This window comes from uncultured Faecalicoccus sp., from assembly GCF_944327125.1.
Classification (GTDB): Bacteria; Bacillota_I; Bacilli_A; order Erysipelotrichales; family Erysipelotrichaceae; genus Faecalicoccus.
On the sequence record NZ_CALVGO010000005.1, the window covers coordinates 15,378 to 37,973 of the forward strand.

The 22,596-nt window shown below is 42.3% G+C and carries 18 protein-coding genes, 2 tRNA genes and 1 pseudogene; 6 read left to right on the top strand and 15 right to left on the bottom strand.

Features of this window, described 5'->3' with window-relative positions; genetic code table 11:
- Positions 1-58 precede the first annotated feature (58 nt).
- From Q0K03_RS01350 to ftsX (Q0K03_RS01370), 5 genes are read right to left on the bottom strand one after another with little or no spacing between them, the layout of a single operon-like run.
- Positions 59-1,498, bottom strand: a complete 1,440-nt coding sequence (locus Q0K03_RS01350) for a S41 family peptidase (protein ID WP_297236942.1) — start codon at positions 1,496-1,498, stop codon at positions 59-61.
- Between the two features lie 13 nt (positions 1,499-1,511).
- On the bottom strand, positions 1,512-2,414 hold the full coding sequence (gene ftsX, locus Q0K03_RS01355) for a permease-like cell division protein FtsX (protein WP_297236944.1): 903 nt from the start codon (positions 2,412-2,414) through the stop codon (positions 1,512-1,514).
- Positions 2,411-3,094, bottom strand: a complete 684-nt coding sequence (ftsE, locus tag Q0K03_RS01360) for a cell division ATP-binding protein FtsE (RefSeq protein WP_297236946.1) — start codon at positions 3,092-3,094, stop codon at positions 2,411-2,413. The genes ftsX (Q0K03_RS01355) and ftsE overlap by 4 nt, the downstream gene beginning before the upstream one ends.
- Positions 3,095-3,108: 14 nt before the next feature.
- The gene (locus Q0K03_RS01365) at positions 3,109-4,479 is read right to left on the bottom strand and encodes a peptidoglycan DD-metalloendopeptidase family protein (protein WP_297236948.1); all 1,371 of its coding nucleotides are present in this window, start codon (positions 4,477-4,479) and stop codon (positions 3,109-3,111) included.
- The gene (ftsX, locus tag Q0K03_RS01370) at positions 4,476-5,378 is read right to left on the bottom strand and encodes a permease-like cell division protein FtsX (protein ID WP_297236950.1); all 903 of its coding nucleotides are present in this window, start codon (positions 5,376-5,378) and stop codon (positions 4,476-4,478) included. The genes Q0K03_RS01365 and ftsX (Q0K03_RS01370) overlap by 4 nt, the downstream gene beginning before the upstream one ends.
- Before the next feature lie 309 nt (positions 5,379-5,687).
- On the opposite strand from ftsX (Q0K03_RS01370), the gene Q0K03_RS01375 reads away from it, so the two are divergent.
- Positions 5,688-5,764: transfer RNA gene (locus tag Q0K03_RS01375), tRNA-Ile, on the top strand.
- Positions 5,765-5,791: 27 nt separating this feature from the next.
- Positions 5,792-5,867 (top strand) — tRNA-Ala (locus Q0K03_RS01380).
- A gap of 70 nt (positions 5,868-5,937) precedes the next feature.
- Here Q0K03_RS01380 and Q0K03_RS01385 read toward each other — a convergent pair.
- From Q0K03_RS01385 to nadA, 5 genes and pseudogenes are all read right to left on the bottom strand, one after another.
- Positions 5,938-6,810, bottom strand: a complete 873-nt coding sequence (locus tag Q0K03_RS01385; protein ID WP_297236952.1) for a type II CAAX endopeptidase family protein — start codon at positions 6,808-6,810, stop codon at positions 5,938-5,940.
- 9 nt (positions 6,811-6,819) lie between these two features.
- Entirely contained in the window at positions 6,820-7,320 is a 501-nt protein-coding gene (locus Q0K03_RS01390) for a transcription repressor NadR (protein WP_297236954.1), read from the bottom strand.
- A 1-nt stretch (position 7,321) separates the two neighbouring features.
- Positions 7,322-8,173 (bottom strand): carboxylating nicotinate-nucleotide diphosphorylase, encoded by an 852-nt coding sequence (nadC, locus tag Q0K03_RS01395; protein WP_297236998.1) that lies wholly within the window; start codon positions 8,171-8,173, stop codon positions 7,322-7,324.
- Between the two features lie 12 nt (positions 8,174-8,185).
- A pseudogene (locus Q0K03_RS01400) lies at positions 8,186-9,454 on the bottom strand (L-aspartate oxidase); the annotation flags it as partial.
- Positions 9,451-10,356 (bottom strand): quinolinate synthase NadA, encoded by a 906-nt coding sequence (gene nadA / locus Q0K03_RS01405; RefSeq protein WP_297236956.1) that lies wholly within the window; start codon positions 10,354-10,356, stop codon positions 9,451-9,453. The gene nadA and the pseudogene Q0K03_RS01400, both read right to left, overlap by 4 nt.
- Before the next feature lie 132 nt (positions 10,357-10,488).
- Between nadA and Q0K03_RS01410 the strand changes: the two genes are divergently transcribed.
- Positions 10,489-11,682: an aminotransferase class I/II-fold pyridoxal phosphate-dependent enzyme gene (locus Q0K03_RS01410; protein ID WP_297236958.1), complete on the top strand. Its 1,194-nt coding sequence runs from the start codon at positions 10,489-10,491 to the stop codon at positions 11,680-11,682.
- Positions 11,683-11,735: 53 nt separating this feature from the next.
- On the opposite strand, the gene Q0K03_RS01415 is transcribed toward Q0K03_RS01410, so the two are convergent.
- Together Q0K03_RS01415 and Q0K03_RS01420 are read right to left on the bottom strand one after the other, a co-directional pair.
- Positions 11,736-12,587: a DegV family protein gene (locus tag Q0K03_RS01415; RefSeq protein ID WP_297236960.1), complete on the bottom strand. Its 852-nt coding sequence runs from the start codon at positions 12,585-12,587 to the stop codon at positions 11,736-11,738.
- Complete coding sequence (locus Q0K03_RS01420; protein WP_297236962.1) at positions 12,588-13,454, bottom strand: DegV family protein; 867 nt, start codon at positions 13,452-13,454, stop codon at positions 12,588-12,590.
- 116 nt (positions 13,455-13,570) lie between these two features.
- Between Q0K03_RS01420 and Q0K03_RS01425 the strand changes: the two genes are divergently transcribed.
- The 3 genes from Q0K03_RS01425 (at position 13,571) to Q0K03_RS01435 (ending at position 18,607) form a co-directional block, all read left to right on the top strand.
- Positions 13,571-14,275 (top strand): ABC transporter ATP-binding protein, encoded by a 705-nt coding sequence (locus Q0K03_RS01425; protein WP_297236964.1) that lies wholly within the window; start codon positions 13,571-13,573, stop codon positions 14,273-14,275.
- Positions 14,276-14,310: 35 nt separating this feature from the next.
- On the top strand, positions 14,311-17,538 hold the full coding sequence (locus Q0K03_RS01430; protein WP_297236966.1) for an FtsX-like permease family protein: 3,228 nt from the start codon (positions 14,311-14,313) through the stop codon (positions 17,536-17,538).
- Between the two features lie 82 nt (positions 17,539-17,620).
- Positions 17,621-18,607: a hypothetical protein gene (locus Q0K03_RS01435; protein WP_297236968.1), complete on the top strand. Its 987-nt coding sequence runs from the start codon at positions 17,621-17,623 to the stop codon at positions 18,605-18,607.
- Positions 18,608-18,628: 21 nt separating this feature from the next.
- Here the strand turns inward: Q0K03_RS01435 and pyk are convergent, their stop codons facing one another.
- From pyk to Q0K03_RS01450, 3 genes are all read right to left on the bottom strand, one after another.
- Positions 18,629-20,059: a pyruvate kinase gene (gene pyk, locus Q0K03_RS01440; RefSeq protein WP_297236970.1), complete on the bottom strand. Its 1,431-nt coding sequence runs from the start codon at positions 20,057-20,059 to the stop codon at positions 18,629-18,631.
- A 34-nt stretch (positions 20,060-20,093) separates the two neighbouring features.
- Positions 20,094-21,056, bottom strand: a complete 963-nt coding sequence (gene pfkA / locus Q0K03_RS01445; protein WP_297236972.1) for a 6-phosphofructokinase — start codon at positions 21,054-21,056, stop codon at positions 20,094-20,096.
- Positions 21,057-21,178: 122 nt separating this feature from the next.
- Positions 21,179-22,582, bottom strand: a complete 1,404-nt coding sequence (locus Q0K03_RS01450) for a PTS transporter subunit EIIC (RefSeq protein WP_297236974.1) — start codon at positions 22,580-22,582, stop codon at positions 21,179-21,181.
- Positions 22,583-22,596: the final 14 nt, after the last annotated feature.

A 22,596-nucleotide genomic window follows, 5' to 3' on the forward strand; every position in this document is an offset into this window, starting at 1 on the left:
ACAGAACCTCCTGGTTTCATTGTATCACCTTCACAAAAAAATAGCCGCCTTACAGCCGCTATTTGATCTGTTCAATGGCTTTTTCTACCTGCGTATCCGAAGCCAGTGTTTCTTTATTGTATTTCAATAATGCCTGCTCCTTTAATAGCTTCCATGTGTCTGGATCACAGTCACCGGTTGCTTCCAAACCATTTTGGGTCTGGAACTCTTTTAGAGCTTCGCTGGAGGCAGGGCTGAAGTACTCATCAACGCGATCAACTTTATATCCCAGATATTCCAGGAACTGCTGAAGGGCACTGGCATTGGCGCTGACCGTATCCTTTTTTATCGTGTTCTCTTCTTCAGTGGTTGAATAACTAATTTGGGAAACCGCTGAAGGCTGTGCTTCTACATCCGGCTCAAATCCTTTTTCATGGATCGATGTTCCTTTTGGGGTCAGCCATTTGGCAATCGTATACTTGATGCTGGTTCCATCACTAAATGGTACGGTGCTTTGTTCCGTTCCTTTTCCATAGGTCGTCGTTCCCACCGTGGTGACCACATCGCCCAGATTATCTTTTAAAGCACCGATCAATGCTTCACTGGCACTGGCAGTGCTTTCATTTTGAAGGATGACAATTTGATCCATTTCAACCTGCCCATAAGAATCGTTGGTTTTTTGTTCGGTTGTATTTCCCTCTTTATCTTCTTCCAGAAACACAACGCTGTCTTTTGGCAGCAAAGAACTGGCAATATCCAGAGCCGCACTCAAGTACCCTCCTGTATTGTCGCGAAGATCCAGGATCAGCTGATGGATTCCGGCCTTTTGGATCTGGCCCATGGCTTTCGCAAAATCTTCCCCGCTTTGTTCAGAGAAGCTGGATAAAGCAATCAGTGCATACCCTTTTTCTTCGTTAAGCTCCAAAGAGACTGTTTCATCGTATTCAGAAGGTACGATATGGGCCGTTTTGGTTGTTTGCCCTCTTTGAAATTCGATTTCAATCGACTTTCCTTCACTTTGTTGGATTCGTTTCACAAGTTTACTGGAAGCCGTGGAAGAACATTCGGCGCCATCGACTTTGGTGATCACATCGCCTTTTTGAAGACCGGCTTTTTCGGCAGGAGAGCCGATAAAGATTTGCCGAAGGACAAAATTATCATTCTCATCTAAAAAGTAAGAAAATCCCAGGCCGACATTGGAACCTTCCAAAACATCGGAAAACTGTTTGGCGGATTCAAGGTCAAAATATTCTGTATGCGGATCCTGTTCCAAAGATGTCATTCCCTGGATCGCCTGCTCCATCAGTGTCTGGTCGATATCTTCCACTTCATCGGAAAAATACCATTCGTTCTTTAAGAGGTCATAGACCGCATCAAATTTTTCCGTTTCAGACACGCTTTCTTCTTTACCGCTGCGATCAAAAACCAGAGGAACCGCCACACCTAGGGCAAAGAAAACCAAACAGAGGATCACAACAAGAAGGGTAAAAGTATATTCTCTTGTCTTCGCTTTTTTCATATTTTTCCTCCTTTTACCGCTTTGCTTTGATCGTTTTTCTCACCGCAAAGAAGCTGGCAAAAAAGCCGACAAAAAGTCCGCATCCCAGCATGCCAAAACCGACGATATAACGAATCGTAGAACTATCGATCAAAGAAAACAAACTGGCAAATAAGACACCATTCATTCTTTCATAGAGTATCGGATACCCAAAATATACCAACAAAAATGGAATCAAAGCCCCCAGCAGGCCAATCAATATGCCTTGTACTTCAAAAGGTGTGCGAATAAAACTATCCGTCGCCCCTACCGTACGCATGATATTGATTTCATCCTGACGGGAATAAATTGTCGTACGAATCGTATTATATATAAGATACAGTGATAAAATCAACAATAACGCCGATAAAACATATCCCGCTTTTCGGACAACGTCCATCAAATGAATCAATTCTGTCACGCTGGAGCCGCCAAACGCTGTAGAATCAACCCCCTCAAGCGTTTCGATTTCCGCAGCAGTTTCCTCGATCATCGAGCTCTCTTTGACGACGACAAAAAATGCATGGGATAAGGGATTCTCTTGGCCTCGATACTGACTGAAGGCCTCCCCTTTTTCACGGATCATCAATTCCAGCTCATCGTCCTTGCTGGAGAAAATCACCGTTTCTACATTATCGATCTTTTTGATTTTTTTCTCCATGGAATCGATTTCGTCCTGCGATGTAAGGTTGGAATCCAGCACAACATGGATCTGCATGTCTTGTTGAACATTAGCGGCAAAATGATCGACATGGATCCCGATCAAAAGAAAACAGCCAATCAAGAAAACAGATACCGCCATGGAACTGATAGCCGAAAAGCTGAGAACCAAATGTTTACGGATTCCTCGAAAGGCATATTTCAACTCATATAGAAACAAGTTTAAAATACGTTTCATAGGCTGACATAGCCGCCTTTCTTAGAATCTTTGACCACAAAACCCTGGTCCAATGTTACCGTTCTTTTCTTGAACTTTTCCACTAGGACGATATCGTGAGTCACCATCAAAACCGTTGTTCCCATCGCGTTGATCTTTTCAAGCAACTCCATGATTTCCTTGGACTTTTCCGGATCGAGATTCCCGGTCGGTTCATCCGCTATCAAAAGTTTAGGCTTATTGGCAATCGCACGGCCTATGGTTACACGCTGCTGCTGACCGCCGGATAATTCATCGGGATAGGCTCGGGCCTTTTCTTTTAAATCGACAAGGTCCAGGATCTCTGTCACACGCTTGCGGATCTTTTTTTTGGAGATTCCCAGGACTTCCAGGGCAAACGCTATATTTTCCTGAACTGTCAATTTAGGAAGAAGGCGGTAATCCTGAAAAATACAGCCTATATTCCGACGATAGTATGGAACTTTACGGTGTTTGAGAGCCCCTACATTGATGCCATCCACGACCACCGTTCCCGAATCGGGCACTTCTTCTCCATTCAATATCTTAATGATCGTACTTTTCCCCGAACCTGTAGGCCCTATGATATAAATAAACTCACCATCTTCAATCGATAAAGAGATTCGATTTAAGGCATGAACTCCATTAGGATATGATTTGGTGACATTTCTTAATTCAATCATTCCAATCCTCCTGCTTAATTAGTAAAGAATCGTTCCGGCCGTTCGCGGCATGGGGTCCCATATCCGTTTTCACAAGCGGTTGCGGTGGAATTCCAACCGGTACCCCAGGCAAAATCCGCTGAGCCGGAAAAACGGGAAACGGCTTCTTCCAAAGACATATTTCCCAGATTGTATACTTCAATATGACAATGCGGACCGCTGGAATTGCCCGAATTGCCCGTCAAGGCAATCGTTTGTCCCTGGGCAACCGACTGTCCGGCACTTACCGCAAAACCTTCTCTGGATAAATGGGCAAAACTTACTGCGTAGGTCGTTCCATTGACCCGGCATACCATTTCAATCGTATTTCCGCCGCCATAAGGATATCCAGACCAGTTTCCCAGATAACCTCCGTTGGATGGCGCAGGATTATCAGCGTATAAGATCACGCCGCTGGCAGGTGCCAAGACCGGTGTTCCAATCGGAACCGCATAATCCATTCCTAAGTGAAGGCCTCCCCCAGGATAGGCCCACGTATGAGCCGAAATACGCCCGCCGCTGATTGGTGCTGTAAATCCGCTGACATTAGGCAGCGTCCCAGAATAACTCACCGAGATCATGTTGGAGCGAATGGATTCAATATCGTTGAAAGCAGCCCGTTTGGCAGCTTCCAGATCGGCCATCTGTTTTTTATACTGTTCAACGAGTTGATTGTATGAATCCTCCAGCTCTTTGGCCTGACTTTTCTGTTCTTCCAGCTGATTTTTCTTACTTTTTGTCTCTTCTTCCAAGCGCACTTGTTCTGATTTTTGAAGATTGAGCTCCTCTTTTAAACGATTCAATTGATTAATTTGATCTTGATCGTCTTCTGTGATCCGCTCGATCCCTGTGATCCGCCGAAGCATATCATTCAGATCCTGCGCCCCCATGATCAAATCAATCAACATATTGGTGCCTGTAGAAGCCTGTTCATTTTTCATTCGCGTTTTGATCTGTTTATCCCAGGTATCAATTTCTTTTTGTTTCTTCTGGATTTTTTCATCCAGACTTTTGATTTCCTTTTCAATCGAATCGATCATTGTTTGTTTTTCCTGGATCTGTGACTCCAGCTGTTTCTGAAGATCTTTCTGGGTCTTGGCCAAAGCCTCCATCTTTTCTGTATCCGATTCCAGGCTTTCGATATCTTTGGAATATTGTTCTACATCTTTTTGAAGCTGATCATAGCGTTCCTGCTGATAATCCTGAAAGCCCTGGCAGGCATTGACCCCTTCCTGTGTGGTCTGGGGTTTTGAACATTGTTCGATCCACGCGTCTTCATCACTGTAATCCTGTGCATATACAGGATGGATCATACCGCCGATACAAGCCAGCGCACAAAAGAAACTGATCCATTTTTTTTGTTTCATCGAGTCCACCTCAAATACTTTCTAGTCGCCAGATAACTTCCCAGCATTCCCACCAAAATACCAATACCCAATAACATCAGTACAACGTAGATCGTAAACGGATACGGTTTTATTAGAGTGAACATATCTGACATCAACGTTCCATTTAACGCATTGTATAACGAAGTATAACCTAAAACACAAAAAAGCGAAGGAAGTAAAGCACCAAAGAATCCCGTAAGCATCCCTTCTAAAACAAAGGGAAACAAAATGTACCAGTTGGTGGCGCCCACGGTTTTCATGATCGATATTTCATCTTTTCGAACCTGGATCGCCAGCTTGACCGTATTGCGAATCAGGAAAATTGCCAGAAAAATCAAAGCTGCTACAAAAATCATTCCACCGATTCTTAGACCGGAAAACATCTGTACCATCGTATTGACTGTGCTGGTGCCATAAGTTGCCTCCATGACCCCGTCAAGCTTTTGAATCGCAGAAGTCGTTTCTTCGATTTTGGCATTGTCTTTCAGTTCAACCAGAAAAACATCGTAGAGGGGATTTTTATCTTCTCCCTGATACTGGGCAAAGGTTTCCCCATAATCTTTGATCAGTTTATCAAGCTCTTCTTCCGAATCGCTGTATTCAATCGTTTTTACATTTTTGATCGTTTGTAATTCATCTTGAAGATTTTCTATCTCATCGTTTTGAAAAGTGGGATTGATGGAAACCTGGATCACAAGCTGTTCTTCAATATTCTCCGTAAAATAAGACACATTGACGGCCAGTACCGTCATGACCATAGCCATCAGCAACGCAATCGCAATCGATAACGAGGAGGAAAAAGTCAAAACAAAATGGCGCTTTAGATCTTTATTTGCCTGAGAAAACAAACGAGGCAGACATTTCAAGAATAAAAACATACTCCCACTTCCAATCCTTGTCATTATAACATATACGGTAAAGAACCAAAAAAACTCGATAATTTTACAAATTATTTTGAAATGTCACATACTTTCACATAACCATCTAATAATTGAACGATAACTTTATCTTAAATTATAATTGTGTTAAGGGAACACGATAAACACCCTTCATATCTCTCTCCTAAATTACAATATCATCAAGAATAACACCTCAAAGATCGGGGTGTTATTTTTGTGGAATTTTTTTTATTTTTTTATTTGACATTGCTATAGGTGGATGCTATTATATTAAGGCAGTCAGCAAATGGGCCTGTAGCTCAGTTGGTTAGAGCGCACCCCTGATAAGGGTGAGGTCGCTGGTTCAAATCCATTCAGGCCCACCATTTGTTGTCTTCCACATATATCTTTGTGGGGTGTTAGCTCAGCTGGGAGAGCACCTGCTTTGCACGCAGGGGGTCAGGAGTTCGATCCTCCTACGCTCCACCATTTAAAAACAAAGCCTTTATCGAAAGATAGAGGCTTTTTTCATGTTCACAAAAAAAGACGACCGCGTCGTCTAGAAACTTAAGCCAAACAATACAAATAAAATAAGATATACGATCATTGTCCAGCAGCTGAAAAACATCTTTCCATACGGATAATCACAATGTTCGCGTTTAAAGAGTTCCGGAATTTTATCCTTGTGCCTATGCAACAAGTATACCATCCCCACAAAACATGCGATCAATCCCAAAGAAAAGAAGATGGACAATACCGGAAGTGCCACCGACAATACCGCAACCAAATTATTGACGATATGCAATACGATTGGCAAGGTCATCGATTCTTCTTTCAGGCTGGCATAGGCCAAAACACAGCCTATAAAGAAAGTGGTAACGCCCTGGGAAAGATTCATATGCATCATACCAAACAAGGCCGAGCTGACCAAGATCGCAAAAGTTCTATGATATTTATCCAGGGTTCGAAGAATGACGCCTCGAAAAAGAAGTTCTTCAAAAACCGGGCCAATCAGCACGGTATACGCTAAAATCACCAGATCGATCCAAACCGTTCCGGTAAATAGTATGCTTATATCGGTTGTCGGTACATCGAAATGATTTATGACAAGCTGGTAGATAAAGGAAACATAGAAATTGACACCTAATAAGATTACCAGATAACTGAAAAAATGCGGTAATTTCTTAGAAAAGAGCCTTCGGTCCAAATTCGGTTTGAGCCATGCTTTCCCTAAAAAGAACATTCCCATCGTGATTGCCATAGGAATCAGAGCACTCAAAAGCATGATCATTGAAAACGAAATTTCCATTCTAAAGATCAGAGCAACAAGGACCATACTCAGGATAAGCACCAGGGTACTATGTACGAGCACAAGTCCTGATACCTTTCTAAACTCTTTTTTTACCGCATCAAATAAAGTACTTTTTTTCATAAAATTATTTTAACAGAGAATATGATGTTTGTCTAAACATGCCTTGACCTCTTCCAGAGCATCCAGAGAAGGGGCATGGATCGTGTGATAGTGGATCCCCTGCGTCAGTTTATTCAAAGGCTGTGCCTTTTCTTTCCGAATCTTTTGAAGAAACGCTTTAACATCCCTTCGTGAACGAATCATCAGTTCCACTTCAATATGACCATACGTGGGATGTTCCACAAAGACATTTTCGACCCACGCCCCACAGTCCACAATGATATTCAATTCTTCTTCCATCTGCTTTGAAGAATGAGAAACCTTGATGATCTCTTTGACTCCCTGATCAGGAAGAATATATCCCCGATTGGTCGAGAGCACCGGCACATCACTGGCTTTTAATAAAGCGATATCCTGGACGATGACTTGTCTTGATACATGCAGTTCTTTAGCCAGGGCACTTCCTGACATGGGTTCTTTTGTATTTTCCAATAAGTTCTTCAAAGCTTCCAAACGTTCATTTTTTGTCATATTACACCAGCTTTAAATTTTTCAAGGAAAGATCCAGGATCTTGGCCGAATGTGTCAGGGCTCCGCTTGAAATATAATCAACGCCTGTCGAGGCAAGCTGGGCAATGTTTTCTCGGGTCACATTGCCACTGCATTCCGTTAAGGCCCGTCCCTGGATATACTCCACAGCTTCTTTCATCTGTTCAATGCTCATATTGTCCAACATGATGATATCCGCCTGGGCTTCCACCGCTTCTTTGACCATCTCCATATTTTCAACTTCCACTTCGATCTTGCGGACAAACGAAGCATATTCTTTAGCCATCTTGACCGCATTGGCGATCCCGCCGGCCGCGGCAATATGATTGTCCTTTAATAAGATTCCGTCACTGAGATTGTAACGATGATTGTATCCGCCTCCAACTTTGACCGCATATTTTTCAAACACTCTCATGTTTGGGGTTGTCTTTCTTGTATCCAGCAGTTTGATTCCTGTCCCTTCTAACAGTTTGGCCGTCTCATGAGTATAGGTCGCAATGCCTGACATTCGCTGCAAGTAGTTCAACGCTGTCCGTTCCCCAGTTAAAAGCGAGCGTATATCGCCATAGATCTCTGCGACCAGCTCTCCTTTTTTTACGGCATCGCCATCTTCAAAAAAGAAAGTGACCTCGGTTTTAGGGTCTACAAGATGAAATACCCGTTCAAATACCGGAAGTCCGGCCAAGACTCCATCTTCTTTGCAGATCAGCTGCACACTTCCAGAATGATAGCCTTTCATGATCGCATTGGTCGTAATATCTTCGCTTGTCACATCTTCCCGCAAAGCCTGCAGAATCAGTGTATCAACATTCATTGACATTGTAATTGAATTCATTTTCTTCCCTTCTTTCTTTTTCCTGATCACATTCCAGATCATGTCTGGATATTCTTCGGTATTGAGTTTCTCAACACATTGTTTGACCAATTCTTCAAAATGAGAAGAACGGATACTTTTTTTATGACAAATATCTTCCATCGCCCTTTGGGCAAACACAAGACTTTCCAAAAGCGAGTTGCTGGCAAGGCGATTGGCTCCATGGACACCGTTGCATGCGGTTTCCCCTACGGCATAAAGCTGCTCCATGGTTGTTCTGGAATACGCATCCACATGGATCCCGCCCATAAAATAGTGCTGCGCTGGGACAACCGGGATCCATTGCCTGGTGCAGTCGTACCCTTCCTCCAGACAGTGCTGATAAATATGCGGAAAATGTTTTAGGATCTGTTCTTTTCCCAAAACCGTCATATCCAGCCAGACATAAGGCATGTTATCTTTTTTCATTTGTTTGTAGATCTCCTGAGTCAGAAGATCCCGTGGAAGCGTTTCTTCGGCAAACCGTTTTCCATCTTTGCCGTAAAGTTTGGCGCCTTCGCCGCGGACACTTTCACTGATCAAAAATCGTCTTCCCTTTCGTTTTGAATAAAACGAGGTAGGATGGATCTGAATATAATCCGGATGCTCCAGGGCCACATGGTGCTTTAAACTGATGGCCAGAGCATCGCCGGTCAAATGAGGATAGTTCGTTGAGTTTTTAAAGAGTCCGCCGATCCCGCCGGTGGCAAGGATCGTAAAATCACTCTCAATTGAAAAGAGTCCGTCTTTATCTTTTGCCAGGATCCCAAAACATCGATTGTCCTCCTCGATGATATCCAGCATTTCGGTATGCTCCATCCAGACAATGTTTTTCCTTTTCAAGGCCGCTGTCAAAAGATGGCTGGTGATTTCTTCTCCGGTGATGTCCTCATGAAACAAGATTCGTGCCTTAGAGTGACAACCTTCCCGGGTATAGACAAAATTCCCCTGGGGATCCTTGGTAAAACGAACCCCATAGTCTTCCAGCTGAGAAATAATATTCTTTGAAGATCGAATCATGATATCCACCGACTGCCTGCGGTTTTCATAATGTCCTGCTTTGATCGTATCTTTAAAGAAACTGTCATAGTCCTGTTCATCCTTTAAGACACAGATCCCGCCTTGAGCCAGGTAGGAATCACTTTCTTTCAGTGTTTTCTTGGTCAGGAGCACGATTTTTTTATCTTCTGGAGCATGAAGGGCCGCAAACAATCCGCTGCATCCGCTCCCAACGATCACCAGATCGGTTTGAATGGTTCTCATGACTTTGTCAGCTCCAACATGCGATCCATGGCACCGGCAGCCTTAGTCATCGTTTCTGGATCCAATTCGATTTCATTGATTTCCTTGTCCAGACATTCATATACTTTATCTAAAGTGACTTTCTTCATATTGTCACAAACCAGCTTATCGCTCATTAAATAGAATGTCTTGTCCGGATTCTGTTTTTTCAGTTCGTATAAAACACCCATTTCCGTTCCAATAATAAATTCACTTTGATCACTTTGCCGGGCATAGTTTAAGATTCCTGCCGTACTTCCGGCATAATCCGCACATTGGACAACTTCGCTTTTGCATTCGGGATGCACCAGAACAAGCGCCTGCGGATGTTGTTCTTTGGCTTTTAATACATCTTCTTTGGTCAAGGCATGATGGGTCGCACAATACCCTTCATTTAAAATAATGTTTTTGTTTGTCAGTTTTGCTTTGACAAAGGAAGCCAAATGCTGATCAGGAATAAAGTAAATATTTTCATTGGGCAGTTTTTCTACGATCTGCATCGCATTGGAACTTGTGACACAAACATCGCTCACTGTTTTTAGCTCCGCGGTTGAATTTACGTAACAAACCACAGCCAGATCTTTCACCGTTTCTCTCATTTCCTTTACTTTGTTCACATCGGCCATATGCGCCATCGGACAATCGGCTTCCATATCCGGCATCAGCACTTTTTTATCCGGATTTAGGATCTTGGCGCTTTCTCCCATAAAGCGAACGCCCGCAAAAACAATAATATCCGCCTCTGTCTCTTTTGCCTTTTTCGCAAGAGCAAATGAATCTCCTACAAAATCCGCAATATCCTGTACATCTTCCGGTACATAATAATGAGCCAGAAGAATGGCATTTTTTTCTTTTTTCAGTTTCTGTATCTCTTCCTTTAACACGATCGTTCCCTCCAAAAATCTTTCTCGGACATTATACAACGACTGTTTACAGGTGACAAGACAGTGAAATAAAAATAATGATTTCCTTCTCTGGTTTGTGATACACTTGTCTAGGAAAAGGAGATGTTTTCTATGAAATATGATTTTTATTCAAAGCTGGACCGCGAAGGCCATGACGCCCTGGCACTTGATTCTCTACCTATAAAAGATGCCTGTGTCGACCCTAATTTTTCCAAGATTCCTATGTGGGTGGCCGATATGAATTTTAAAGTGTTCCCCGGCATTCAGGAAGCTGTACGATCCCGTCTGGATCAACCGCATTTTGGTTATTTTTCCCTGCCGGAAGCCTACTATGATCGCATTATCCAATGGCAGAAAGATCGTCACGATCTGATTGTCCGTAAAGAACATATTGGTTATGAAAACGGTGTGTTGGGCGGCGTAGCCAGCGTGATTCAGACTTTTACCAAAGAAAACGATCCTATTTTAGTTCACTCTCCAACGTATATTGGATTTACCTCTACCCTTAAAAACAACCATAGAACGATCATACATTCTTCTTTGATTCAGGATGAAAACGGAATCTGGAGAATGGATTATGAAGATATGGATCAAAAAATCAAACAGTATGGAATCAAAGTTTGTATCTTTTGTTCCCCGCACAATCCAACCGGGCGCGTCTGGGATAAAGAAGAAATCAAAAAGGCAATGGACGTCTATCGCACCAACCAATGTATCGTCATCAGCGATGAGATCTGGAGCGATCTGGTTCTACCTGGATACAGGCACATCCCTACCCAGTCTGTTTCAAGGGATGCCAAAAACCGCGTAATTTCTTTATACGCTCCATCCAAAACATTCAATCTGGCGGGGATGGTAGGATCCTATCACATCATCTACAATCCAGAACTGAGAGAAGCCATCTTAAAAACAGAGGCAAGATCTCATTACAATTCACCCAACATTTTATCCACCTACGCTTTGATAGGTGCCTACACCAAAGAAGGGGGCATCTGGGTCGATGAATTATGCCAGGTCTTGGATAAAAACATTCACTACGCCCTGGATTTCATTCATCACAACTTCCCCGATCTTAAGGTGAGTGCACCGCAGGGAACGTATATGCTCTATCTCGATTGTACCGAATATCTTGAAAAGAAAGAGATATCTTTAGATGAATTGCTGAGAAAAGGCATTAAAGTCGGTGTCCTGTGGCAGGACGGACGGCCTTTCCAGAAAAAAAATACGATTCGTATGAATCTGGCGCTTCCTTTTGAACTGGTTCAGGAAGCTTTTGATCGTTTAAAAACTTATGTTATCCGATAAAGCGAGCCTCAAGGTTCGCCTTTTCTATAAAAAAAGACCGGCAATAAGCCAGTCTATGCATTTTCGTTGAATACTTGAAGGGCCAGGCATCCTAATCCTGTGTGGATTCCCACAACACTGACAAGATCAATGATCTTGACCTTTGCCCCTTCAAAAGATCTCTGGATCTTCTGTGCATAATCTACCGCCGCATCGATCACATCGACATGAGCGACAATAAACGTATAATTGGATTGAACTCCTTTATCCTGGATAAATTTGATTACCCTATCCTGGGCTTTTGACATCGTCCGGACCTTGGCCATTACATCAACACGTCCTTTGGTTCCTTTATCCAGATAAAGGATCGGTTTGATTTTTAATAAGCCGCCTAATACAGCCGCAGCTGGCGTCAATCTTCCGCCTCTTTTCATATGTTGGAGATCATCACAAAGAAGGATCGTTTCACAGCTTTCCGCAATTCGTTCCAGTCTTTGGATCGTTTCTTCAATGGAAGCCCCGGATTCGATCATCTCTTTAGCTATCTCGATCATGCGTGTCTGCACGACCGCCGTCACATAACAGTCGACCCCATAAAACTGCAGTCCCACCTGATTGGCAATCATTTCCAAAGAATCATACGTACTGGAAAGTCCTTTACAAATAGGAACACAGAATACCGCATCATAGCCTTCTTCTTTTAAGCGGGCGAAGCAGTCCTCAATCACACCCAGCTTTGGAAGGCTGGTCTTCATCAACACTTCATTATGCAGATTTTCGATTACTTTTGAATAAGGAATCGAGACGAATTCATCATAAGAGTTTCCATTGTATTCGATTTGAAGTGGAAAACAATGGATGCCTTTTTCTTCCCAATAAGAAGGATCTTTGCCGGTTCCTGTATCCGTCACAAAGGCAATTTTCATTTATTCGGCTCCTTTCACTTTTTTACAGTATTGATAAGCCACCGAGCCTAATCCTGTATGGGATGCAATTACACTGCAGATCGGCTCTCTTTGGATCGGAAGATCTTTTCCCATCAATTCCTGCAGTTCCTTGATACACAGCTGGGCATTTTCTTCCGAAGCAGAATCCACAACAAAGAAGACACAGTCGCCGGCTTCCTTAGCCCCTTTGGCCACCAGCTTGGCCGCTTTGGAGATTGCCTTGCTCATGGTTCTTACTTTTTCGCAAGTATCGACTTTTCCTCCGGAATTTTTACTGATTTCCAGGATCGGTTTGATTTTTAACATGCCTGCCATCTTGGCCGCCATAGGCGTCAGTCGCCCTCCACGGGCCAAATGGTCAAGATCTTCCGGGATCAGGAACCCTTGGGAATAATCAAGAACTTCATCCAAACGATGAATGATCTCTTCAGGCACATAGCCTTTTTCATTTAGTTTTGCGGCACTGATCGCCAAATATCTTTCAATGGCCAAAGTCGTAAAGATATCCAAAGTGTGTAATTGGATATCATGCCATTTTGCGCTGGCCTGAATGGCCTGATTGGTTCCTGACAAGCCGCTGGATAAGGTCACCGCAACAACGTCGGTAACGCCTTCTTCTTTATACTGATCGAAAAGCTGTTCGATCATACCTAAAGGCGGCATACTGGTTTGCGGCATATATCCTTTATCCACCAGATCATATAGCTGATCGATGGTCAGGTCGATCCCATCCAGATACGTTTTATTATCAACAATGACCTGCAAAGGTAAATAATCTAAATTATATTGGGCTGCTTCTTCTTTTGTCAGACCCGATCCACTGTCTGTCAACACTCTTACTTTCATACTCGATTTCTCCTTTTTTAATTCGGTACTATCGTATCACGAAGTCCTTTTTTTCACAATCCAGTCCTCAGAAATTAGCGTCTCATGATATAATGATTCTAGAACGAAGGTGCATTATGTCTGATTTTATTACATTTGAAAATGTCAAGAAAACATACACGATGGGCGAAGTTAAGATCCATGCCCTTGACGGCGTTTCATTTACGATCGACCAAGGTGAATTTGTGATCATCGCCGGCGCCAGCGGTGCAGGAAAAAGCACGATCTTGAATTTATTAGGCGGAATGGATACTGTCAGTGAAGGCAAGATTTTTGTCGATAATAGCGAAATCAGTGCCTATAATGAAAGAGAAATGACCTTGTACCGCCGTTATGATGTCGGTTTTGTGTTCCAGTTTTATAACCTTGTACAAAACCTGACATTAAAGGAAAATGTTGAATTGGCAACCCAAATCTGTAAAGAACCTTTAAATATAGAAGATACGATTCGCTCTGTTGGATTGGAAGAAAGAATGGACAACTTTCCAAGTCAGCTTTCTGGCGGAGAACAACAGCGTGTAGCCATCGCCAGGGCCCTGGCCAAAAATCCAAAGCTTTTACTTTGCGATGAACCCACAGGCGCCTTGGACTACAAAACCGGAAAGCAAGTTTTGAAAGTGCTGCAGGACACTTGCAGAGAGCAGAAAAAAACCGTGATCGTTATCACGCACAATCTGGCATTGACTCCGATGGGAGACAAAGTCATTAAAGTAAAAAGTGGTAAGATCGACTCTGTTGAGATCAACGAACATCCAATGGACATCGATGAAATTGAATACTAATGCCTAAAACCTTTTTAAAGAATATATTTTTAGAAATGAAAAGCTCCTTAGGACGATTCTTATCCATTCTTTCCATCGTCGCCATTGGAGTGGCCTTTTTTGCGGGCGTTAAAGCCAGTGCCCCGGATATGAAGTATTCGGCTGACCAGTATTTTGATCAGCAGAATCTCCAGGATATCCAGATCTATTCCACGCTGGGGCTGACCAAGGAAGATGTCAAAGCCATCCAGGAAATCAAAGGGGTCAAAACCGCAGAAGGCGTTTTTTCTATGGACGTTTTGACCCAGAAGGAGAACACCCAGCTGGTTTTAAAACTCTTCTCTTTGCCGGACAAACAAAATGTCAATACCATTCGGCTTATCGATGGACGAATGCCAAAAAAAGAAAATGAATGTCTGATCGAAGCGGAAAGTGCAACCAATCAACTGTTTGGCGGATTAAAGATCGGAGACACAATCACTTTGACCAGCGGAACGGAAACGCCCATCAGCGATTCCTTGAAAAGCGATACCTATACGATCGTTGGAACTTGTTACACACCGACGTATCTGAGCTACCAGAAAGGAAGCAGCGAGATTGGTTCCGGAAATCTGGATTCTTTTATCTTTGTCCCTGAAACCAATATCCTTTCCGAATATTACACAGAAGTCGATGTCCTGGTAAAAGGAGCCAAAGAATATAATTCCTATGACGAAGAATATTTTGATGTCATAGATCCTGTTCTCCAGCGGATTGAAAAGATTGCCGACGATCAAATCGAAATACGTATCCAGGAAAGTCAGGATGCTCTCAACGAACAAAAAAAGGAATTCGATACCCAGATACAGGATGCCTCTTCACAGATCGAAGAAGCTAAAGAAAAACTCACACAGGGGCAAAACGAACTGGATCAGGGAAGCCAGCAGTTGGCTGCCTCTCGAAACCAGTTAGACAGCGGCTGGGCCGATTACTATAACAGTTTAGCTTTGTTGGACAATCTTCCAACATTGGAAAATGCCATCGCGGAAATCGAAAAAGGAGAAAGCTCTTTGCCTCAGGTCAATGAAGGCATTGCCCAGATCCAGTCCGGATTGGATTTATTGATCCAGAAACAAAGCGAACTCCAGGAAACATATGATCAGGCAATCCAGACAAAACCGACATTGGAAGCCACCTTAAAGGCCATTGAAGAACAGCTTGCCTTAGACCCGGAAAACACGAGCCTTCAGACACAAAAAGAAACTGTAAGCAATCAGCTCTCTTTGATCGAACAAGCAATCACCGGCTATGAATCCATAGGACCGCAAATCGAGTCCCTGCAGTCTCAACTGACCAATCTGCAAAATACAAAAGCCCAGATTGAAAACGGCATTGCCCAGAAGGCAACATTGATTTCCCAAAGAGATGCTTTGTATAATGCCCAGGTTCAGCTGCAGGAAGCCTACAATCAGCTGGTGGAAGGAGAAGCACAATACGCTTCCGGTCTGCAGGAAATCGAAAATGCCAAACAGGAGCTGCAGGATGGGCAAGCTCAACTCAATAAAAACATTGAAGAATTTGAATCCCAGAAACAAAGTGGTTCTGAACAAATCGACGAAGCCCAAAAACAAATTGATGAACTCGAAGGAGAATGGATCGTTTTAGACCGGAATTCTCATTATTCGTATCGCGATTATGGGGCTTGTGCAGACCGCATGGATGGAATTGCCGCTGTGTTCCCTGTCTTCTTCTTTATGGTTGCGGCCCTTGTCTGTATGACGACCATGACCCGAATGGTCGATGAACAGCGCAATGAAATCGGAACCTTGAAGGCATTGGGATATTCGAAATTCCAGATTGCCAGTAAATACTTGATCTATGCTTTGATTGCCAGTCTCATTGGATGCGTACTGGGTTGTTCCATTGGCATGTATATCTTCCCAACCGTGATCTTCAGCGCCTGGAACATGTTATACAACTTAGAAACGATCCATTTCCTATGGCAGCCTGGATTGATCTTACTAGCCAGTGGATCGGTAACCGGCATCACACTTTTGGCCACTATTCTTTCCATCTATTCTGAACTGATGGAAGTTCCTAGTCAGCTTATGCGGCCAAAGGCATCGAAAGCCGGAAAGAAGATTCTATTAGAAAGAATCAAGCCTCTTTGGAATCGCCTGTCCTTCTTACATAAAGTCACCGCCCGAAATATTTTCCGTTATAAAAAACGATTCTTTATGACGATCATTGGAATCGCCGGATGCAGCGCCTTACTGGTATCTGGTTTTGGGATCAATGACAGCATCGGTGACATTGCCCGGCAGCAATATGGAAACATCTATTTGTATAACGCCACGATCGGAACTGACCAGGACAATGAATCGCTTCAAAGTGAAATTGAAAAGATCAAAGGTGTTCATGAAGTATTCAAAGAACAGCAGCTTGCCGGTACCGCTTATTACGAAGATGAAGATCATACAGTGTCCCTTCACATCATTCAGGATAAAAAACATTTCAGTGATTTCACATCCTTAAAGAATCACAAAAATGAAGCTTTGAAACTGAATGACAATGGCGCCATGATCTCTCAAAAACTGGCAGATAAAATGGGCCTTGAAGTAGGAGATGAAATCACAATCACCGGAACAAATGATCAAAAAATCGTTATGAAAGTCAAAGGCATTTTTGAAAATTATGTAGGACACCATATTTATGTCACATCTGCATACTTTGATACTCTGGATTACGCAGAGAAACCGGATTCGATCTACATGATCAAGACCGACAAACAAACCGAAGCCTTTGAAGAAAAGCTGGGCAACCGGTTAATGAAGCTGGACGGCGTCAACAGCGTAACGTTCTACTCCTCCCTTCAAAAAAACTTCACCGATATGATTTCCAGCATTTCCTTCGTCGTGGTTGTACTGGTCATCAGTGCCGCGGCCCTGGCCTTTGTCGTATTGTACAACTTGAGCAATGTCAATATCAGTGAAAGGGTTCGGGAAATCGCAACGATCAAAGTACTGGGATTCACTAAAAAAGAAGTCAATCAATACGTAAACCGTGAAGGAATCTTACTTTCAATCATGGGTGCCTGTATTGGATTGGTAATAGGAATCGGTTTACACCATCTGATCATGAATCTTGCGGAAATGGACGATGTCATGTTTGGACGAACAATTCTTCCAATTTCTTACATATACAGTTTCTTACTGACCATGTTGTTTACTTTCATCGTAAACTTCTTCATGAGTTTCAAATTAAAAAAGATTCAAATGGTGGAATCCTTGAAAGCCGTCGAATAAGGAGACAAAACTCTCCTTATTTTTTTTGTCAAAAAAAGAATAAAATCACACATTTTCACCGTATATATATCTGGTGATATCAATGAATCAAATTTTATCCGATACTCTGGAAAAGAAAATGAATGCATACGATGAATGCGTAAAGAAGATCCTGTCTCACAAACAGATCCTTTCCTACATCCTGAAAGAATGTGTTTCTTTCTTTTCGAACCTGTCCATTCAGGAAATCCAGGATCGCCTGGGTCCCTGGTTTCATGAGATCTTGAAATCACATAACACCGAGGATCAGAGTGTATTCAGTGCCAGGATCCAGTATGATCTACTCTTTGAGATTGAAGGCCATCGGATCAATATCGAGGCCCAGCAGAAAGAACCTTCCTATCCCCTGATTCGAAGAGCCGTTTATTATGGGACAAGACTGCTTGCCGGACAGAAAAACGATCCTTCCGGCTTTCAGAAAGACGAGTATCCGAAGATGAAAAAAGTACATACGATCTGGATCTGTATGCATCCGGCCACCCGAAAAGAAGACTCCATTCTGAAGTATTCCTTACATCAAAACATTCATACAGGACAATACAGGGAAGATCTAAAAAATTATGACCTTCTTTCCATTGTCATGATCTATCTGCCAAAAAGAAAAGACGAACTGAAAAAGGACATGATGTCTTTACTGTATGTGCTGTTTGTGATGAAAGAGGAACCACAGTACATAAAGAAGATACTCACAGAAAAATATGATATACTGATAACAGAAGAACTCGACAGGGAGGTAAATAAAATGTGCAATTTCAGTCAGGGGATCTATGAAGATGGGCTACAAGAAGGAAGAAAACAGGGCTACTCCCAGGGGCAAAAACAAGGTTATTCCCAGGGACAAAAACAGGGCTACTCTCAAGGACAAAAACGAGGCTATTCCCAAGGTCATCTGGAATCAACGGTTCAACATGTCTGGAATCTGATGAAGGCACTGCATATAGATGCCGACCAGGCCATGGAAATCCTGAAAGTGGATGCTAGGCTGAAGGAAACCGTCTCAAAAAGAATTCAGGATCTAAGTGTGAACTAAAAAAAAGCCTGATTCACAGGCTTAGTTTTCAGTAATTTCTACGATTCTCATCATGTTTGTAGCGCCATGTCCTTCCGGATAACCAGCGACTACAATAATGAAATCTCCATAGTGACAACCTTTCATCAAGGCAATGTTTTTGGCAAGATCGACATCATTTTCTCGTGTATTTTGAATTTCACTGAAATAAGGATCAACGCCGAAAATTGGAAGCATTGAACGTTCTGTTACTTCATCGAAACATACACCGATAATTGGCGCCTGTGGTCTAAAACGAGCCAAGCGACGAGCTGTCAATCCGCTTTGCGTAAAGGCGATGATACACTTAATATCCAAGGCAATCGATGTATCTGCCGCGCTGACACCAATGGCATCGTTCAATGAATTGCGGGACGTGCGAATTCCTTCTTTTAATCTTTGACGGTACGGAATCATTGGTTCAATGGCATTGGCAATGCGATGCATCGTCTGCACACATTCAACCGGATAATTTCCGGCAGCACTTTCACCTGACAACATAATACAATCTGTTCCATCCATGATCGCATTGGCAACGTCACTGGCTTCCGCACGTGTTGGACGAGGGTTTGTCTGCATACTTTCCAGCATATGTGTCGCAGTGATGACTGGCTTACCTAATTCATTGGCAATAGAAATGATCTGTTTCTGATAGATTGGAACCATTTCCAAACTAACATCGACACCCAGATCTCCACGGGCAACCATCACACCGTCACTGACTTCCAGGATCTCGCGAAGGTTATCAAACCCTTCTTGATTTTCAATCTTAGGGAAAATCTGAATACTGTCTTTTCTCTCCGAAATCAAGATCTTACGAATCGCTAAAACATCATCTTTACGGCGAGTAAAACTTGCGGCAATATAATCAACATCCTGCTGACAACCAAAACGGATATCCGCTTCATCCTTTTCAGAGATAAACGGCATTGTCAACACAACGCCCGGCAAGTTACACCCTTTCCGGCTCTTTAAGTAATGTGGATTTTCGATACGTCCCTTGATCATATCATCACTGACTTCAAGCACTGTAACTTTCAGTTTTCCATCATCCATTAAAATAGAATCTCCCACTTTAACATCATGGAATACTTCTGGGCAACGGAGGGTAAATTGTTCATGCGTTCCTTCCACTTCATCTTTAAGGATCTTGACAACATCCCCTGTTTCAAACTGACATCCGCCATCTTTGAAATCTCCCAAACGAATCTCTGGACCTTTTGTATCCAACAAGATTCCAATTGGCGTATTTAATTCTTTAGATACTTCACGAATCAGTTTGATACGGTTTCCATGTTCTTCATAACTTCCATGAGAGAAATTCAACCGGGCAATGTTCATTCCTGCCTGTACAAGGCGCTTTAAAGTTTCTTTATCCTCGCTGGCAGGGCCAATCGTACAGATAATCTTTGTTTTCTTGTCACTAATACACATAAATGTTTTCGATTCCTTCCTTTTCAACTTTTCTTTACACTAATCTTTCAAATAAGTTTTGTAACGACTTACGAGATTCCGCCGGCATGCTCAGTGCCTTTTCAATTGGATAAGATACGATCTTGTTGTCGCGAATGCAGACACAATGTCCTCCAATTCCCTGCATCAGAAGATCCACTGCCTTTTCCCCCATTTGGCTGGCCAACATACGGTCATACGGACATGGAGATCCTCCTCGCTGGATGTGACCTAATACCGTTGCCCTTCCTGAAAATCCAGTATTCAATGTCACTTTTTTAGCGAATTGGTCCACATCGGTAATTTTCTCTGAAATTACCACGATGGCATGTTTTTTCTTCTTGATGATATCCAAATCGCGTAAACGATCCAAAACGTCATTTTCATCAAAGCCTGTTTCACTGGTTACGATCATATCGGCCCCAGATGCGATACCAGACCATAATGCCAGGTCCCCGCAACGGTTTCCCATAACTTCGACAATGGAACAACGGTGGTGCGAGTTAGAAGTGTCACGCAGTTTATCGATGGCGTCTACAACTGTTTCTAATGCAGTGTGGAACCCAATCGTAAAGTCGGTGCACGTAATATCGTTATCAATGGTTCCTGGCAAGCCGATACAGTTGATACCCATCTCTGTCAATGACAGGGCGCCTCGGTATGAACCGTCGCCTCCGATGACCACAACGGCTTCAATTCCCCGTTTGCCTAACTGATGAATGGCTTTACGGCGTACTTCTTCATCTTTGAATTCTGGCAAACGAGCGGAACCAAGAATCGTTCCTCCGCGGTTTACGATCTCACGAATCGTCTCTCTTGTCATTGGCTCAATATACCCTTCTACCATGCCTTTATAGCCATTGTAGATACCAAATACTTCAAGACCGCTGTTTAATCCAACCTTTGTAACAGCACGGATGGCTGCATTCATCCCTGGCGAATCGCCACCGGAAGTTAAAATCCCGATTCTTCTAACCATATTTGTTCCTCCTAAGAATGATTTAGAACCATTCTCTAGCACTTTAAATATACCATAATGCGAATCGAAAAAGAAGTAAAAGAATGGTAAGTTTTTTCCTTACAACATCTCTCTGACTATTATCAGATATAATATTTTTGCAGCATATCATAAATGTGTTCTGCTTGTACTCCATAAACAATTTGTACTTCGTTGGACAAAAACTTATAATCTATTGCCCCTGTATTTTCTAACTCTTTAAAGTTAAACTTTTCTGTGTTTTTCAATTCTATTCTTAGTCTTGTCGTACAATAATTCACATGTACAATGTTTTCGCTGCCACCGCATGCTTTTATAATTTTGGTAACTACATCATTGATGTCCTGATTCTCTATATAATTTCCTTCTTCCAATCCAACTATTCTTCCAACTGTATGGAAATTAAAATGTCGGATTAAAAACGAAAATGAAAAATAATAGATTCCAAAAAATAGAATACAGAGAAATAAGATATTTAACGGATGATTAGCTAAAGGCATTGCCAAAGACAAGATATAATCAATCAAACCTGCTGAAAAGCTAAAACCGGCTATCCATTTCAAACTGGCACATAAGAACAAACTAAATCCGCATAATATCGCGTGAAATATATACAGTATGGGCGCCTGATACATAAAGGAAAATTCCAGAGGTTCCGTTATCCCCGTCAATATTGAAGACAGTCCTGCTGAAAAATAAAAAGATTTTAATCTTTTTTTCTGTGTAGTAAAAGAATTCTTGTACATAGCCAAGGCCATCGCAGGAACTCCAGCCAACATAATGGGATAAAATCCGGCTTGATACATTCCGGTAATCCCTTTTATACCTTTTGATGACCAAAAGTTTCCAATATCGTTGATTCCTAGCACATCAAACCAAAACACAGAATTTAACGTATGATGCATTCCTATAGGCAATAACAATCGGTTTAAAAGGCCATAAATACCCGCACCTATTGGACCGAGTTCACTAATCATTCTTCCTAGATCTAACAACATAGAATATAATAAGGGCCAGAATAACACCAAAACTAAAGATAAAAAGATCATGGATGCAACAGAAACAAAAATACCGGAAAACATTGCATTGTCTTTTTTTACAGTAAGCCAATAGCGTAAAACCGCAACAGACAGAACCCCGGATAAAATACCAATAAACTGATTATCACTATTTAAAAAAGCTTCTTTGATAATTTCCGGTTTCATGCCAAACATTTCTAGTGGCTGATTATGTATAAGAATGTTTTTTACAACTAAATAACATAGCAGACCATTCAGAGCATATATATTTTTTCTTTCTTTCCCTAAACCAAAGGCTACACCTATGGCAAATAGCATAGGCATTTGATCAAGTACCATATTACCAATGGACTTAAACAAGGTCGCAAATGCATAAAGCGCTTTAATTTGAACTCGTTCTAAAAAGTAGCCTAGTCCGTTTAATATCGCAGCCAAAGGGAAAATTGCGATTGGCAGTTGTAATGAAGATCCAATGTCTTTTAATTTCATAAATGTCAGCCTTT